Source organism: Candidatus Nitrospira nitrificans (genome assembly GCF_001458775.1).
Taxonomy (GTDB): domain Bacteria; phylum Nitrospirota; class Nitrospiria; order Nitrospirales; family Nitrospiraceae; genus Nitrospira_D; species Nitrospira_D nitrificans.
In genome coordinates this window covers 111,270-129,057 of sequence record NZ_CZPZ01000001.1, presented here as the reverse complement: position 1 = coordinate 129,057, position 17,788 = coordinate 111,270, and the positions used below count along the sequence as shown (strand labels likewise).

12 protein-coding genes are annotated in these 17,788 nt (G+C 58.3%); all 12 read left to right on the top strand.

Going from position 1 to position 17,788, the window contains the following annotated elements:
• Positions 1-68 precede the first annotated feature (68 nt).
• Positions 69-4,628, top strand: a complete 4,560-nt coding sequence (locus COMA2_RS00545) for a PAS domain S-box protein (protein WP_090893699.1) — start codon at positions 69-71, stop codon at positions 4,626-4,628.
• On the top strand, positions 4,618-5,376 hold the full coding sequence (locus COMA2_RS00540) for a response regulator (RefSeq protein WP_090893696.1): 759 nt from the start codon (positions 4,618-4,620) through the stop codon (positions 5,374-5,376). Before COMA2_RS00545 ends, COMA2_RS00540 begins: the two co-directional genes overlap by 11 nt.
• A 435-nt stretch (positions 5,377-5,811) precedes the next feature.
• On the top strand, positions 5,812-8,208 hold the full coding sequence (locus COMA2_RS00535; protein ID WP_090893694.1) for a methyl-accepting chemotaxis protein: 2,397 nt from the start codon (positions 5,812-5,814) through the stop codon (positions 8,206-8,208).
• 234 nt (positions 8,209-8,442) lie between these two features.
• Positions 8,443-11,229, top strand: coding sequence for a methyl-accepting chemotaxis protein (locus COMA2_RS00530; protein WP_090893692.1), 2,787 nt, complete (start codon positions 8,443-8,445; stop codon positions 11,227-11,229).
• 272 nt (positions 11,230-11,501) lie between these two features.
• The gene (locus COMA2_RS00525; RefSeq protein WP_090893690.1) at positions 11,502-12,320 is read left to right on the top strand and encodes a CheR family methyltransferase; all 819 of its coding nucleotides are present in this window, start codon (positions 11,502-11,504) and stop codon (positions 12,318-12,320) included.
• An 85-nt stretch (positions 12,321-12,405) separates the two neighbouring features.
• Positions 12,406-12,807 (top strand): four helix bundle protein, encoded by a 402-nt coding sequence (locus COMA2_RS00520; RefSeq protein WP_090893688.1) that lies wholly within the window; start codon positions 12,406-12,408, stop codon positions 12,805-12,807.
• Positions 12,808-12,810: 3 nt separating this feature from the next.
• Positions 12,811-13,428: a chemoreceptor glutamine deamidase CheD gene (gene cheD / locus COMA2_RS00515; protein WP_090893686.1), complete on the top strand. Its 618-nt coding sequence runs from the start codon at positions 12,811-12,813 to the stop codon at positions 13,426-13,428.
• A gap of 94 nt (positions 13,429-13,522) precedes the next feature.
• A complete protein-coding gene (locus tag COMA2_RS00510) occupies positions 13,523-14,593 on the top strand; it encodes a protein-glutamate methylesterase/protein-glutamine glutaminase (protein WP_090893684.1) in 1,071 nt (356 codons plus the stop codon).
• A gap of 158 nt (positions 14,594-14,751) precedes the next feature.
• The gene (locus COMA2_RS00505; RefSeq protein WP_090893682.1) at positions 14,752-15,102 is read left to right on the top strand and encodes an STAS domain-containing protein; all 351 of its coding nucleotides are present in this window, start codon (positions 14,752-14,754) and stop codon (positions 15,100-15,102) included.
• A 52-nt stretch (positions 15,103-15,154) separates the two neighbouring features.
• Complete coding sequence (locus tag COMA2_RS00500; RefSeq protein WP_175304295.1) at positions 15,155-16,390, top strand: PP2C family protein-serine/threonine phosphatase; 1,236 nt, start codon at positions 15,155-15,157, stop codon at positions 16,388-16,390.
• 111 nt (positions 16,391-16,501) lie between these two features.
• A complete protein-coding gene (locus COMA2_RS00495) occupies positions 16,502-16,861 on the top strand; it encodes an Hpt domain-containing protein (RefSeq protein ID WP_090893679.1) in 360 nt (119 codons plus the stop codon).
• On the top strand, positions 16,858-17,757 hold the full coding sequence (locus COMA2_RS00490) for an ATP-binding response regulator (RefSeq protein ID WP_090893678.1): 900 nt from the start codon (positions 16,858-16,860) through the stop codon (positions 17,755-17,757). Before COMA2_RS00495 ends, COMA2_RS00490 begins: the two co-directional genes overlap by 4 nt.
• The last annotated feature ends 31 nt before the right edge of the window (positions 17,758-17,788 follow it).

Sequence of the window (17,788 nt, the reverse complement as noted above, 5' to 3'; positions counted from 1 at the left end):
CCGGCCTGGTCCGATCCATCAGATGCGCGCTCTTTCTTCGCAGGTGTTGTGCGCTGGGGAGTCGACCGGTGGCTGGTAAAAAACCGAAGGGCCGAAGGGTGTTGAAAGGCTCGCCTAATAACTCGAAACAGCGGAGCTATACGCGAGCCGTTGCAGGCTCTCAACCCAATAGAGCTCTAGGCTCGGAGACGGCTGAACGCCGGCAGCTCGAAGCGGCGTTGCTCGAAGCACATGCGGTCATCGAGTTGGCGATGGAAGGCATCTCGAAACTCGATGACAGGGGACACTATGTCTTTATGAACGCGCAATATGCCGCTCTGCTGGGCTATCGTCCGGAGGAATTGATCGGACGATCCTGGGAGATCACGGTCTCTTCGGAGGACCGGACAGTTGTGTCAGACGCCTTCGCCCACATGCTCGCGATCGGGAGAGCGGAGGCGGAAATTCAGGCGGTAAAAAAAGACGGCAGTCTGATCTATAAGCACGTCGTGATTGTGAAGCCCAATGGACTGGCGGGTAAAATCCATGGCCATTTTTGTTTCATGAGGGACGTCACGCAACGAAAGAGAGAGGACGTCTTCCTTTTGGCTGAAAAACAAGCACTGGAACTCGTGGCGCAGGGTGCCGGACTCGAGGAGGTGCTCACCTTCATTTGCCGGACTATCGAAGCGCAGACGGCTCCGATGCTCACCTCGATGATGCTGGTCACAGAGGACGGAACTCATCTCCGCTGTGTCGCCGCGCCCAGCCTGCCCGAGGAGTACAATCGCGCAGTGGACGGCATGTCCATCGGACCGACCGTCGGCTCCTGCGGCAGCGCCGTCTACTACGGAAAGCCGTCGATTGTGACGGATATCGAGGAGGATCTTCTGTGGAAGGACTCTATTCAACTCGCGCGGGCACATGGCTTGCGAGCCTGTTGGTCTCAACCGATTCTCAGTTCAACGGGGACGGTGCTCGGGACCTTTGCCGCGTACTATCGGGAGCCACGCGCACCGACTCCCGCTGAATCGACGGTCGTCGAGCGGGCCGGCCACCTGGCGGCCATGGTGATTCAACATATCAGGATGAACGAGGCCCTGCGTGAGAGGGAACAACGGCATCGGAGCGTCGTGGCGGCGATGGCGGAAGGGATCGTCATTCAGGACCAGGATGGACGCATACGCTCGTGCAACGCCGGCGCCTGCCGGATTCTAGGACTGACCGAAGACCAGATGGTGGGCCGCACCTCGCTCGATCCACGGTGGCGCGCGATCCACGAAGACGGCTCGCCGTTTCCCGGGGACACCCATCCGGCGACGGAGACGCTCCGAACCGGCCGCGCCTGTGAAAAGGTCATCATGGGTGTGCATCGGCCGGACGGGACGCTCGTATGGGTTTCAATCAACACGCAGCCCATCACCGTGGGCGAGAACAAGCTGCCGTCAGGCGTGGTCGCGTCGTTTCGTGACATCACCGAGCGCAAACGAGCGGACGCGGCTCAACGGGAAAGCGAGGAACGTCTACGCGCCTTGTACGATGACAATCCCTCCATGTATTTCACGGTGACGTCGGACGGCGGTATTCTGTCCGTGAACCGCTTCGGAGCTCAGCAGCTGGGGTACCAGACGGAGGAGCTGATCGGCGGACAGGTCTCCGACATCGTGCATGAAGAGGACCAGGCATTCGTTCGTCAGGAACTGGCCCAGGCCTTCGCCGATGCGATGGGCGGCGTCAAGTCATTGGAGTTCAGGAAAAGAACAAAGGAAGGAACAGTCATCTGGGTGCGAGAGCGGTTGCGGATCGTGCGCGCGGGAGAAGTTGAATCAGTGGCGCTCATCGTCTGCGAAGACATCTCCGCCCGAAAAAAGATGGAGGCGGCGTTGGTCGAGCGAGAGGAGCATTTGCGGCTGTTCATCGAGCACAGCCCGGTCTCGTTGGCCATGTTCGACCGGGAGATGCGGTATCTGGCGGTCAGTCGTCGGTGGCGGGAGGCGTATCGTGTCGGCGATGGACCACTGATCGGTCGGAGTCACTATGAGATCTTTCCGGAGATTCCTGAACGCTGGAGGACTATTCATCGTCGATGTTTAGACGGGGCGGTCGAGTGTTGCGAGGAAGATCCCTTCGTGCGTGCCGACGGTCGCATCGACTGGATCCGGTGGGAGATCCATCCTTGGCGGACGGCGGAAGGGGAGGTCGGCGGCATCATCATGTTTACGGAAGTCATTACCGCCCGCAAACAGATGGAAGATGGTCTGCGGCGCGCCGGCTTTGCCATGGATCACGCAGTCGACGCGGTGTATTGGATCGATCGCCAGGCCAGGATTCTTTATGCGAACGACGCGGCCAGGGCGATGCTGGGCTATACCGCGGACGAATTGCTCGGGATGACGGTTCACGATCTGAATCCGGATGTTCCGCCGGAGGCGTGGCCTGAGTGGTGGGCGGAGACGAAAGAGAAAAAGGTCGTTTCATTGGAGGGCGTCCATCTGACGAAGGATGGACGACGGATTCCCATCGAGATCCGCGTCAGTTTCCTTGCCTACGACGGCAGGGAATTCCATTGCGCCTTTGTCCGTGACATCAGGGAACAGAGGCGATTGGACGGAGCGTTGCGCGCGAGTCAAGAGCGATTTGAATTGGCTGCTCGCGCCACCAACGACGGCATCTGGGATTGGAATATTCTGACGGGAGAACGGTATTGGTCCGACCGCCACCTTGAACTGTTCGGGCTTGAGCCACGCGCCGTCACGCCCACCTATGCGACCTGGATTGGGCTGGTGCATCCCGATGACGCCGATCGGGTGCACCAAGCCACGTGTCGCCATCTTGAGACGCGTGAACCGTACGATATCGAAGCGCGGGTGAGGATGAAGGACGGCTGTTATCGCTGGGTCCGGGATCGAGGCCAGGCGGTGTGGGACAGCGCCGGCCGACCGGTGCGCATGGTCGGATCCATCTCCGATGTGACCGAGCAAAGAAACGTTGAAGAGGCGATCCTAAAAGCCCATGCCGAGCTCGAACAGCGAGTGCATGAGCGGACGAGAGAGCTGGCCATGGCCAACCAACTTCTCCAGGATGAGATTCTTGTACGGAAACAGGTCGAAGACCGTCTCCAACGGACTCAGTATGCCGTCGACCATGCCTCCGACCAAATCTTCCTCATCGCCACGGATGGGCGGTTGCTCGATGTGAATGAAGCAGCCTGCCGCCGACTGGGCCACACGAAGCAGGAGTTGCTGGCCATGTCCATGACGGACCTCGATCCGGACTATTCACGCGAGTTGTGGGGCCGCTCGTGCGAGGAGTTTAAGCGGACCGGCCAACTTCGGCTGGAAACCAGGCACCGCAGCAAGTCCGGCGAGATCTACCCCGTGGAGGTAGTGGCGAACTGCCTCTCTCATGAAGGTCAGGAGCTCGATTACGCCGTCGTGCGCGACATCACTGAGCGTAAACAGGCCGAACAGGCGGTGCAGGAGAGTGAATTGCGGTACAAGCTGCTGACGGAGGCGACGTTCGACGGGATCGCTCTCCACGATCAGGGTATTTTGCTCGAAGTGAATACCGGCTTGGAGCGAATGTTCAGATATGGGCCGGGCGAACTCATCGGCCGGCCGATCTTGGATCTCGTCGGCGATGAGTCCCGCGAGCAGGTGATCGCCAATATGCGGAATGACGTGAGAGGGCCCTACGAAGCGATCGGTCTTCGCAAGGACGGCACCACCTTTCCCGGCGAGGTGGTGGTCAGGCCCTATCGCTATCGCGGCAAGGACGTCCGGCTGGTGGCGGGCCGTGACATCACCGAGCGAAAACACTTGGAAATGGAGCGGACTCGGTATACGGAAGAGCTGGAACGTCAGGTGGTCGAGCGGACCGCCGAAATCGCGAGGCTGGAATCGCAGCGGGTACAGACGGAGCGGCTGGCGGCGCTGGGCCGTTTGGCCGCCGGCGTCGCCCATGAAATCAACAACCCGATCGCCGGGATCAAGAACGCGTTTGAGCTGGTGAAGCAGGCGGTCGATCCCGCGCATGCGCAATACGAATTCGTCGGTCTGATCGATCGCGAAATCGCGCGGGTCTCGTCGATCGTGCAGAATATGTACCAGCTCTACCGGCGGGAGTCCGGCAAGGTGGAGGCCGTCGATCTTCGGACGATGATCGGGGATATCGAAGCTCTGTTTGCCAAGCAGTTGCAGCAGCGCCGACTCACGCTGGTCGTCGAGGCCGCGCCTACGTTCGACAGACTCGATGCGCCGAGGAGCGACCTCCTGCAAGTATTGATGAATCTGCTGAATAACGCCATCGATTGTTCCCGAGAGGGAGGGACGATCATGATGACCATCCGTGAAGAGGCCGGGGGCATCCGTATCGCGGTGGCCGATCAAGGGACAGGGATTTCCCCGGAGGTTCTATCGCATATCTTCGATCCGTTCTTCACGACGAAGACCGAGGGCGAGCAAAAGGGCATGGGACTGGGTCTTTCTATCTCTCAAAGTCTGGTGGCGGCGATGGGGGGGAGGATCGACGTCCAGACGCAGCTCGGGCAAGGATCGATTTTTTCGGTTCTGTTGCCGGGCCACGGAGTCATGGCCGGTCCGCCCGATCAGAGACACATCAACAAGGAGGTGATCACACATGGTTGCTGAAGCTCCGAGGATTCTCTTGGCCGATGATGAAGATACCTTTCGTCGCTCGACGGCAAGGCTGTTGGAGCAGGAGGGATATCAGTGTGACTGCGCGCAGGATTCTCAGGAAGCCGGCCGGGTGCTGACAAAGGAACACGATGCGCTCATTTCAGACATTCGGATGCCTGGCAACATGCAATTCGAATTTCTCCGAGACGTCCGTGGCCGATTTCCCCTGCTTCCGATCGTGCTGGTGACGGGCTATCCCTCCGTTCAAACGGCCGTTGAATCGCTTCGTTTGTCGTTCACGGATTATTTGATCAAGCCGGTGGATTGGCCGGATCTGCGCCGGGCGGTGGCCGACGCGGTCAAGAAGAGCGGTCTTGTGCGCATGACCACCTCGGCGCGAGAAGAAGCCGGTCGGCTCGTGGCGTCCTTGGAGCAGCTTCAGGAAAACTTGCCTCGGCTGAACAGTGGCGCCAACGAGCGAGAGTTGGCATGGTCGCTCGATACGTTCCTGGCCCAAGGTTTCTCGTCGATGGCGATCGTGTCTTCCCGGATCCGGTCCGTGCTGGCCAGTCAGATGCAAGGCCGCGCCGAGGCGCCCATGGATGTGTGCCGCATGATGGAATGCCCGAGACTCGCCGTGTATCGGGAAGCGCTGGAGGGGACGGTGGAGGCGCTCGCCAAGACCAAACACTCGTTCCGGTCCAAGGAGCTGGGGTTGCTCAGGGCCAAAATCGAGCAGTTGCTCCGCGAAGATGTATGAACGCGTAACCAACTGGTTACGCTACACTAGGTTTCAAGTTCATAGTTTCAGGTTTCATGTTGAGAGGGAGGACTCTGAGAGTTCGAAACTTGAAACCTGAAACTTGAAACTCGAAACCTGAACTCACGCTGTTTAAGATTTCCCATTCCAAACCGATAGAGTGTTGGGCAAGACATCGGATGTCGGTCGAGCGTACGGCTCAGACCGCCTGGGCGGGCAGGAGCGAGACCTGTCAGTTGAAGGCGCATCGTAACGTTGTCGCAAGAACGTTATGGGTGCGCGTTTGTGTTTTGTGGGACATCCATCGATTTCAGTTATTTCCTGGCGCATGCCTCTCATGAAAACGCACAACAACGGCGCCGGAGTTGATAGGCAATCTTCAAGAGGGTCTTCTTCTGAAAGGCCGGAGAAGATCGACGAGACATGAGGTGACACATGGGCCAGTGGGATAAAGCGCTCAACAAAGTGCAAGCCGTCCACGAATGCGATCTGAACGGAACCGTCGTGACGGCGAACGACTATTTCCTGAACATGCTCGGGTACACGCTCGGCGAGGTGCGAGGGAAACCCTATCGGACGTTCATCGACCCCGACCAAACGGAGCGATCGGACTACCAAGCGTACTGGGACAAGATGAAGCGCGGGGAATCAGGCGCGTGTGTCTATAAGCGGATCGGCAAGGGCGGCAAAGAGGTCTGGGTGCAGGCTGTGGGGACCCCTATGCTGAGCGCCCTCGGTAAACCGACCGGGGTCATCGAGTTCGCCGTGGATGTGACTCAACAACAACGCGAGCGTGAGGATCTGCGGGATGAACTCAACGCCCGCATCGACATCATGGATACGACCAGTATCGTGTCGGAAGCCGACCTCAAAGGCGACATCATCACCATCAATAAGAAATATATGGACATCTCCAAATACTCGAAGGAGGAATTGATCGGCAGCCCGCACAGCATCACGCGGCATCCGGACATGCCCAAGGAAGTGTTCAAGACCATGTGGCAGACGATCGGCCGGGGGCAGATCTTCCGTGGCATCATCAAGAACCGCGCGAAGGACGGCACGCCCTACTATGTGGACGCGGTGATCAAGCCGATTCTCGGGAAGAACGGCAAGCCCCGCAAGTATCTGGGGGTTCGCTACGACCTGACCGAGCAAGAAATCGCGCGCCACAATATGAAGGGCATCGTCGAGGCCATCGATAAATCGTATGCCTGCATCGAGTTCACGCTCGACGGGACGGTCCTCACGGCGAACGAAAATTTTCTGAAGACCATGGGCTACAGCCTCGATGAGGTCAAAGGCCGGCACCACCGGATGTTCTGTGATCCGGCCTACGCGCACAGCGGCGACTACGCCGCCTTTTGGCAGAAGTTGAATCGCGGAGAGTTTGACACCGGGGTCTATCGTCGACTGGGCAAGGGCGGCAAGGAGATCTGGATCCAAGCCTCCTACAATCCGGTCAAGGATGAGATGGGGCGACTGTTCAAGGTGGTGAAACTCGCGACCGACGTCACGGGCCAAAAACGGGCTCATAACAAAGTCGAACAGCTGATTGAGGCGGCGGCAGCCGGGCGATTGTCCGAGCGGATCAAGTCCGATGAATTCACCGGCGCGTCGAAGGAGTTTACGGAAAGCGTCAATCGGTTGCTGGATTCGATGGCGACACCGCTTCACGAGGCGCAGCAAGTATTGTCGCGCGTGGCGGCCAATGATCTGACGCAAGAAATGACCGGCGCCTACCAGGGTGAGTTCGACATGATCAAGACCAATATCAATTCCATGGTCCGGAACATGTCGCAGACCATCTGGGCGGTCCAAGAAGCGGTCGAAAGTGTATCGTTAGGTTCCGAACATATTACCAAAGGGAACGAAGATCTCTCCCGGCGCACCAGCGAACAGGCCTCGGCGCTGGAGGAAACGTCGGCTTCGATGGAAGAGATGACGAGCACGGTGAAACAGAACGCCGACAACGCCAAGCAGGCCAATCAGCTGGCGATGGCGGCGCGAGAGACGGCGGACAAGGGCGGGGCGGTGACCAAACGGGCGGTGGAAGCAATGGGGGAGATCAACAAGAGCAGCAAGAAGATCGCGGACATCATCACCGTGATCGACGAGATCGCCTTTCAGACGAACTTGTTGGCCCTCAACGCGGCGGTGGAAGCCGCGCGGGCGGGGGAGCATGGGCGGGGATTCGCCGTGGTGGCGGCGGAGGTGCGGAACCTGGCGCAGCGCTCGGCCACGGCGGCGAAGGAGATCAAGGGGTTGATCAATGAATCGATCCAGCGTGTGAGGGACGGGAGCGAGCTGGTGCATCAATCGGGGAGGACGTTGGAGGAGATCGTGAGTTCGGTGAAGCGGGTGACCGACATTATCGTGGAGATCAGCGCGGCCTCACAGGAGCAGGCGAGCGGCATCGACCAGGTCAACAAAGCCATTATGTCGATGGACGACACCACGCAGCAGAACGCCGCGCTCGTGGAAGAAACGACCAGCGCGAGCCAATCTCTTCAATCCCAGGCGCAGGCTCTCCATCAGCGCGTGATGAAGTTCCATCTTCAGGCGACAGAAGCGCAGAAGGCCGAGATGCCGCCGGTCGACAATCTCAGGCAGTTCGTCGCGCGCACCATTCATGACGTGTACGGTCAGACGAGCGAGCCAGCGGTTCGAGCGCGCAAGTCTATTCCAGCCATTGGGAAGGGCCGGGGCAATGCTCATAAGGCGCCCCTGACGGAAGTCTCCATGGACAAGGTCGTCTCCGGCCTGCCCCGAGCCCGGGCGGGCGGTGGTACAGATCACGGCGCTACGGGCGAAGAGTTCGAAGAATTCTGACAGGATGCTGAAAAAGTCCGCCGGCTGCGTTCTCGCATCGCTCAGAGGCTAAACGTACCGAAGCGTACGCCTCGCCTCTTCGCTCGCTGCGGCCTTGCTGGACAGCCTTTTTGAGCATCCTGAAGTATGCTCGCCTTAACACCGTGGGTTCTAAAGCATCCGCCTCAAGGTCGGGGATGGGATGGCCGATACGATAGTCTGTCGGACGCCATGTGACGATCTGAGGGGGAAACAATGGAAGATGAGCGCCCAGTCACGGGGTTGAGGGGGGTCTTGGTGAACAAGTTCTCCAACCTGACGACAAAAGCAAAGCTGCGGATCAACTCAGGGGCCCTCCTGCTTTTCCTCGTCATCGGGGGAGTTCTCTCGATCAACGGTCTTTCGCAGGTGAGCGATCGCATCGAATCTATCTTCACGATCAATGTGCTCCCGCTCAAACAGCTCGGCGAACTGCAAGGACGCTCTCAACGGATGAGCGCCCTCATCGCATGGCATATCCTGGCGCATGACTCGACGACGATGAAAAAATGGGATGAGGAGATTAAGAAGCTCGACGAAGGCATCGACAAGTTCGAAGCGGACTATGTCCCCATCATTCAGAACGACGGGGAACGGAAGATGTTCGAGCGATTCCACGAGGCCTGGACCGGATACAAAGATGTTCGCGCGACTGTGCTCAAGAAAAGCGCGGAGTACAGCAAAGATGCCGCATCCGAGATGCAGAACAAGGAACTCGCGGAGAAACTTGAGGCGATGCTCGCCGCAGTCGCGGAATTGGTGAAGGAGAACGAGGTCCAAGCCCAAGACAACCATGAAGCGAGCAAAGACCTGACCTCGACGCTGACCATGGTCCTGATCACCGTCATCCTGGGCTCCGTGATGTTTGGGTGGCTCAGCAGCTGGGCCGTCACCAAATTTCTGGTTTCGGGGCTGGAGAATCTGTTGGAAGCCACGAAGCAACTGCGCGGCGGAAACTTGACATTTCGGTCGACGGTGACGACGAACGAAGAGATCGGGCAGTTGGCGCACGCCTTCAATCAGATGGCCGATGAGCTGGCGCAATCCATGGCCAAGCAGCAGGAGGCGTTGGAGGAGATGAATGCCCGCATCGACATCCTGAACACGACGAGCATTGTCTCGGAGGCGAATCTGAAGGGCGATATCGTCACCGCCAACGATAAATTTTGCGAAGTGTCCAAGTACTCGCGGGAAGAATTGATCGGACGAGGTCACAATATCGTCCGTCATCCGGACATGCCCAAGGAGGTCTTCAAGCAGATGTGGGCCACGATCGGCCGAGGGCAGATCTTCCGCGGGGTCGTCAAGAACCGCGCGAAGGACGGCACGCCGTACTATGTCGACGCGGTGATCAAACCGATCATGGGGGCCAACGGAAAACCTCGAAAATATTTGGGCGTCCGATACGAAATCACGGAATACGAGGTCGCGCGTCATAACATGCAGGGGATCTTGGACGCGATCAACAAGGCGTACGCCACCGTCGAGTTCGATCTCCAAGGGAACATCCGCGCGGCCAATGCCATTTTCCTGCAAACGATGGGATACAGCTTGGACGAAGTCAACGGCCGGCACCACAGCATGTTCGTCGAGCCGTCGCACGGCGGGACCCCCGAGTATCTTGTCCTCTGGGAGAAACTCGGGCGGGGCGAGTATGATGCCGGCCAGTACAAATATGTCGCCAAAGGCGGGCGAGAAGTGTGGCTTCAGGCCAGTTATAACCCGGTCATGGACGAGGTGGGAAAGCCGTTCAAAGTGATCGGACTCGCCACGGACGTCACTCCGCAGCGACTGGCCTTGACGGAGGTCGACAAACTGATCAAGGCGGCGGCGGTCGGTCAACTGTCGCAGCGCATCAAAACCGACATCTTTACCGGCGACTTGCGGGATCTGACGGACTCGGTCAATCGGTTGGTGGAAGCCGTGACGTTGCCTCTGCATGAAGCCCAAGGGGTGCTCAACGCCTTGTCGGTCAATGATCTGACCAGGACCATGACAGGGACCTATCAGGGCGAATTCGAGCAAATGAAAAACACGTTAAACCTGGCCCTCGCGAACCTGACCAGGACGATCACGGCCGTGCGGACCGTGGTCGAGAGCGTCTTTACCGGCTCCGAGGAAATCACCAAGGGTAACGAGGATTTGGCGCAACGCACGAGCGAACAAGCCGCGGCGCTTCAGGAAACCGCCGCCTCGATGGAGGAAATGACCTCGACCGTGAAACAGAACGCCGACAACGCCAAACAGGCCGATCAATTGGCGATCATGGCCCGGGAGACGGCGGACAAGGGGCGGATGGTGACGCAGAAGGCCGTGGAGGCCATGGGGCAAATCAACAAGAGCAGCAAGCAGATCGCCGATATCATCACTGTGATCGATGAGATCGCGTTTCAGACGAATCTCTTGGCCTTGAATGCCGCGGTGGAAGCGGCGCGGGCCGGCGAACATGGGCGTGGATTCGCGGTGGTGGCGGCCGAAGTGCGGAATTTGGCGCAACGTTCGGCCACGGCCGCGAAGGAGATCAAGGGCTTGATCAAAGAATCCATCCAACGGGTCACGGACGGCAGCGAGCTGGTGAATCAGTCCGGCAAAACACTGGAGGAAATCGTCAGCTCGGTGAAACGCGTGACGGACATCATCGCGGAGATCAGCGCGGCCTCGCAGGAACAATCGAACGGCATCGAAGGGGTGAATCAGGCCATCATGTCGATGGACGAGACGACGCAGCAGAACGCCGCGCTTGTCGAAGAGACCACCAGCGCCAGTCAATCGATGAAGGACCAGGCCAAAGAGCTGATGCATCAAGTGGAGGTCTTCAAGGTTGCGCAGGGCGAGGGAGCGAGCGCGTCCTCGACGCCTGCGGGACGGGATAGGTCGCGCCTTGCGCCCAAATCTCCCGCCAGGACATCCGCGCAAGCCTCTAGCCCCTCGGCAGGACGAAAGACGATGACGGCAGCGGCGAACGGCAACGCGAAGAGCCGCGAGGAGTTCGAAGAGTTTTAGACGGACGCTGAAAAAGTCCGCCGGCACGTTCTCGCACATTTAGAAACAGGTGACGCGTGAGACGAAAATAGAACAACGGGAACAGCAGCCTTTTGAGCATCCTGAAGCGATTCTCTCGTCAGGAACGTGATATTCAGCGGCGATTGTCGGCCATCCTCTCGATCCGAGCTTCCATATTACCCGCTCCTTCAGAAATAACCGTGGGCAACCGATAGATAGGGAGAGGCTCGTCGTCATGACCGGGTCTCCTTCAGGAGACGGGATCGCGCGACATGGATTTGGCGATATCAACGGAAGAGTTTCAACGGTTTCGGACGTTGATCTATGACGAGAGCGGCATTTCTCTCGGCGATCAGAAGCAGTCGCTGCTCGTTTCTCGGCTTTCGAAACGCCTCCGCGAACTGGGGCTGACGACGTTTTCCGAATATTATGACCAGCTGATGAGCGATTCGAGCCGGGAAGAATTCACCCGCATGCTGGATCTGATCTCCACCAACAAGACGGACTTCTTCCGCGAGCCCAAGCATTTCGACTTCCTCCGAGAGCGGATTCTTCCCGAGCTGGCTCAAGAAAAAACCGTTCGGATTTGGTCCTCGGCTTGTTCGACCGGAGAAGAACCGTACACGATCGCCATGACCCTGCAGGAAGGCGTTTCCGATCCGGCCCAATGGGACTTCAAGATTTTGGCGTCCGATCTTTCCATGCGCGTGTTGGCCAAGGCGGCGGCCGGCCTGTACGACGCGGATCACGTTCACGATGTGCCGCCGGAACTTCTGAAGCGCCATTTCCTCCGGGGACGGGGGGACAGCAAAGGTCTGCTCAAAATCAAGCCTCATCTTGCCGCGATGGTTCAATTTCGGCGGTTGAACTTGATGGATGAGTGGTTTCCGATCAAAAGTCCGCTCGATGTCATTTTTTGCCGGAACGTCATGATCTATTTCGATCGTCCGACGCAAGAACAGCTCGTCAACAAGTTCTACCGATACTTGAAGCCGGGCGGACATCTCTTCATCGGGCATTCCGAAAGCCTCCAATGGGTCACGCATCCCTTCAAGAACATCGAGCCGACGATCTATCGGAAGGAGGCGTGAGAGTTTCGCGTTTCTAGTTTCAGGTTCGTGGTGCGACTTTCACGTTTCGGGTTGCAAGTTTCATGTTTCAGGTCAAGGGAATGCGATGCCGACATTCGAACGGTTTGAAGATATCGAGGCATGGCGGCAAGCCAGAGTTCTGTGCGTGGAGATGTATCAAGTTTCCGGAAAGGGAGCTTTCGCCAAGGATTTCGGACTGCGGGATCAAATTCGGAGAGCGAGCGTTTCGATCATGTCGAACATAGCCGAGGGGTTTGAGCGAAGCGGTAGCGGAGAATTCGTTCAATTTCTGGCGATCGCCAAGGGATCCGCCGGTGAAGTGAGAAGCCAGCTCTATGTTGCTCTCGATCAGGGCTATATCGCACGAGAGGACTTCGGCCGACTTTCCGGATTGGCCGGTGATGCGGCAAGGATGGTTGCCGGACTCATGAATTACTTGCGCAAGGCAGGAGTCAAAGGCACGAAGTACAAAACTCGTCACACGTGAAACATGGAACTTGAAACTCGACATATGGAATTCGCCCACATCCGCCGCATGCGCGACAGCCGGTTCCCGTATGAAATCGCCTCCATTCTGCCGGGAGAATTCTTTGTGAGTCGCGAGCCCATGATCGTCTACACGGTGCTCGGCTCCTGTATCTCGGCCTGCATCCGTGATCCGATTGCCCGCGTCGGCGGGATGAATCACTTCATGTTGCCGGAGCCGAAAGACGGCGGCAGCGATTCCTGGGGCGAGTCCACCCGCTATGGATCCTATGCGATGGAGTCGCTGATCAACGAGATTCTCAAGCGCGGGGGATTGAAGAGCCGTTTGGAAATCAAGCTGTTCGGCGCAGGCAAGATCTATGAGGGAAAGATCGATGTCGGGTCCAGAAATGCCGAATGGGTGATGAACTACATCAAGACGGAAGGGCTGACCGCGTGCAAGACGGATCTCGGCGACGTGTGCCCGAGGAAAATCTATTACTTTACCGAGTCCGGGCGAGCGCTGATGAAGAAGATCGAACGGGTGAAGAATCAAACGATCGTTGTGCGCGAGCGTGAATACGCGTCGAGAATCCAAGAGAAGAAACAGGTGGTGGTGGAGGAGGATGTGACGCTGTTCTGAGTGGCGTGAAGCGGACCGCGTGAAGTGTATCTCGTGAAGCGTGAAGCGTCTGAATCCGAAGACGAGATACGCTTCACGAGATAAGCGAGGGGCTGTGGCAAAGATACGTGTCCTGACAGTCGATGATTCCGCCCTGATGCGGCAAGTGCTCGCGATGTTGCTCGCGAAGGATCCCGGCATCGAGGTGGTCGGATCGGCTCCGGACCCCTATATCGCGCGAGAGAAGATCAAAGCGCTGAACCCCGATGTGCTTACGCTCGACGTCGAAATGCCCAAGATGGACGGCCTGACGTTTCTTGAGAAATTGATGCGCGGACACCCCATGCCCGTTGTGATGGTCAGTTCGCTGACGGAAGCCGGCTGCCAGACGACCTTGCGGGCCTTGGAACTCGGCGCCGTCGATTTCATTACCAAACCGAAGATCGACCTTCGCGAAGGCATGGAGGAGATCGCGAGGGACCTGATCGCGAAAGTGAAGGCGGCCGCGCATGCCAACGTGAAACGTGAAGCGCGCATCGTGAAGCGCATGTCGTCTTCAGAGCCGGACGTTTCACGCTTCACGAACGACGTTTCACGAACCTCGATGATCAAGACGACCGACACCATTATCGCGATCGGATCGTCCACCGGCGGCACCGAGGCCGTCAAAGAACTGTTGGAAATGTTGCCGCCGAATACGCCGCCGATTTTGATTACGCAGCATATGCCGGAACGGTTTACGAAAACATGGGCCGATCGGCTGAACAGTCTCTGCCGGATCGTCGTGAAGGAAGCGCAAGACGGAGACAGTGTCTTGCCGGGACATGCCTTGGTGGCGCCGGGGAACTTTCATATGACGCTTGTCAGGAGCGGCGCGCGCTATATCGTGCGCATCAATCAAGATGCCCCGGTCAACCGTCATCGGCCGTCGGTGGATGTGATGTTCGCCTCGGTCGCCCAGTCCGCCGGGGCGAACGCCGTCGGGGTGATCCTGACGGGGATGGGGGGCGACGGCGCAAAGGAAATGTTGACGATGAAACAGGCCGGCGCCTTCACGATCGCTCAAGACGAAGCGAGTTGCGTCGTGTTCGGGATGCCCAAAGAGGCGATCAAAATGGGCGGGGTCGACAAAATATTGCCGCTGGATGAGATTGCCGGTGCTATCCTTGTCCATGTGGGCGGCTGAACAATCTTCAGGTTCTAGGCCGATTACCCGACGGATTCAGCGCGCGACGTGTAGTTCGTGAAGCGATGGAACGTAACGTGAAACGTCCGAATCCTGAACGAGATACGCTTCACATATATGAGGCGATCTTGCCGTTTAAATGAAGGAGGTAGTCAGTTATGGCGATGCAGACGAAAGAACGCCCTGTGCCGAACGGTCTCATTCTTGAGATGACGGGAGATCTCACCTATACCAATCGCGAACAGTTCAAGGCAGCGGTCGAAGCGGTCCGGCAGAAGGGCTGCCGTCATCTGATCTTGGATATGGCCGAGGTCCGGTTCGTGGACAGCTCCGGGCTTGGCTTGTTGGCGCTCGTGTCTCAGAACTTCAAGTTGAGCCAAGGCAAAGTGAGCATGTTGAGGCCGCAAAGTTACGTGCGGGAAATCATGAGCTTGGCAAACATTCAGAAACTGATTCCTGTCTATGACAATGAGCAGGATGCCGTGACCGGACATCAACGCGCGGCGTAGCCCGCTTGAGCGTGAAGCGTATCCCGTGAAGCGTGAAGCGATGGGAAGTAGTATGAAACATGAACCGTCAGAATCCGGAACGGGATACGCTTCACGAACGACGCTTCACGCGTTCATGGCGCCCCATACCGTGCTCGTCGTGGACGATGAGCCCACGGCGCGGATGGCCTTGGCGGCTCGGCTGAAACGGCTCGGCTATCGGGTGATCCAAGCCGGCGACGGGAAGGCCGGGCTGGAGGTGCTGCGACGTGAGCGGCCCAGTCTGATCATCCTGGATTGGATGATGCCGGAGATGGATGGGCCGTCTTTCTGCGAACAGGTTCGGCAAGATCCGGAACTCCAGACGAGCCAGATCTTGATGATGACGAGCCACGATCAGCCGGAGCAGATCGCCGAGGGTTTGGCCCGCGGCGCCGATGACTTTCTGAGCAAGGCCGCCAGCAAGTATGAAATCACGGCTCGCGTGCAGGCCGGGATGCGCGCCGCGACGTTGGTCAGAAGGTTGAAGGATGCCACGGAGGAGATCCGGCAAAAGCAGGAGGCGCTCGAACAGGAGCTTCAGTCCGCCGCGCGCTATGTGGAGTCGCTGCTTCCGGCGTCGGGGACCGTTTTGCCCGGCGTGCGCATGGCCCATGCCTACCGACCGTCTCTTGGGTTGGGCGGCGACCTCTTCAATGTCGTGCAGTGGAGCGAGGATGTGCTGGGGTTCTATCTGCTCGATGCGTCCGGCCATGGTGTGTCGCCGGCGTTGCGATCCGCCTCATTCTCGACGTTTCTGCGCAAAGACAGTCTGCTGCGCCATGTCGGATCGAACGATCCCGGCACTATCTTGACCGAGGCGAATAAAGAGTTTCCCCTGACGGAGAACGGACACTACTTTACCATCGTTTTTGCCGGACTCGACCTCCGTGCCCATACCCTGTCCTATGCGATGGCGGGACACAGCGGGGCGTGTCTTCATCGGCGATCCGGTGAAGTCTGTTGGATGGCCCAACCCAATCTGCCGCTTGGGTTCGATAATTCAACAACCTATGTTACGGCGACGCTTCCCATTGCCCCGGGCGACCGGTTGTACTTGCTCAGCGACGGACTGTACGAAGCGCCCTCAGCGAGCGGGGAATTGTGGGGGCAGGGCCGGTTGGAAACGACGATTCGAGCGTTGGGTCGGCAACCCTTAGAGACCGTCATCGCGGAGACGATTGCGGAAGCGGTGCGCTGGCAGGGCCATGAGCAATTTCCCGATGATGTAGCCTTGATGGGTGTCGAATTCGCGTGCGAGCTTGGTTAGGTTTCAGGTTTGAAGTTTCGAGTTTCGAATTTCGTGGTGCGAGTTTCGGGTTTCATGTTGTCCGAAACCTGAAACTTGAAACCCAACGCTTCACCGATTAGGGCTTATCGTATGAACCATGACCCCGCCTTCAGCCTCGATGAGGCCCTCGCCCGTGTCGATGACGACCGAGAGACGTTTCAGATGATGGTCGAATTGTTTCTGGAGCATGGTCCGAAGGACTTGGCGGATGCTCACGCGGCCTTGGAGGCCGGGAACGCGCCCGCTGTGGCGCGCGCTAGTCACAAGTTGAAGGGCGCGATCTTACAGTTTTGCGCCCCGGCGGCGCTGCGCGCCTGCAAAGAATTGGAGGAGTCCGCGAAAGCGGGAGATCTCGCGAGCGGCAGGCAGCTGTATGCCGTGTTGGAGCAGGAAATTCAACGGCTTCTCGCCGCGCTCCGTCAGGTGGACGACAAAGGAATCGCCGCATGAGTAGGCAGACGACGTCCGATCATCTCTTGGTCATCGATCCCTGTCCGGACACACAGGCGCGTATTGCCGAACAGTTGCAGGGGAGAGAGTATTCGGTCGTTGCGGCGTCCGACCCGGCCGCGGCGTTGACCACGATCGACATGGCGGCGCCGGATATTGTGATCACCGACTTGTTTCTCCCTGAAGCCACAGGCCTGACCCTGCTCTCGGAATTGAGGGCACGACATGAATTCTGCCCTGTGATCGTCATGGCGAAGGATGCGCCGGAATCGATGATCATCCAGGCGCTTCGGATGGGAGCCGCCGACTATCTGCACAAACCCGTGACCGAAGCCGAGCTGGTGCAGGCCTTGCAGCATGCTCAGAATCACCTGGCTGAAGACCTTGCGGATATCCCGGGACTCTGCCGAGCGGACTATCGACTGACCGTCGACTCCGACCCGACCCATATCCCGGCAACAATCTCCTGGCTCATCAAGACCACGGCCTCGACCCTGACTCCCATCCGACGGTTGCATCTTCGTGGCGCCCTGCAAGAACTGCTCTTTAACGCCATTGAACATGGGAACCTCGAGATCGTGTGCCAGGACAAACAAGAAGCGCTCGCCGAGGGCCGCTATGAGCAGCTGCTCGTGCGTCGGCTCGCTCAAACTCGGTTGAGGGATCGCCGGGTGCTCATTCATGTCGCCCACGACAAGGATGCCCATAGTTTGGTGTACCAGATCACCGACGAGGGCAAGGGGTTCAAGTGGCAACGTCTCATGACGCGATCCGAAGAGGTCTGCGCGTCGGAGGATGCGAACGGGCGCGGGATATTTTTGGCTCGCTCGTTGTTCCCGTCCTTGGCGTACAACGAGCGGGGCAACGAAGTGACGCTGACGGTGTCGATCGAATAGTTTCAAGTTCCAAGTTTCAAGTTTTAAGCCT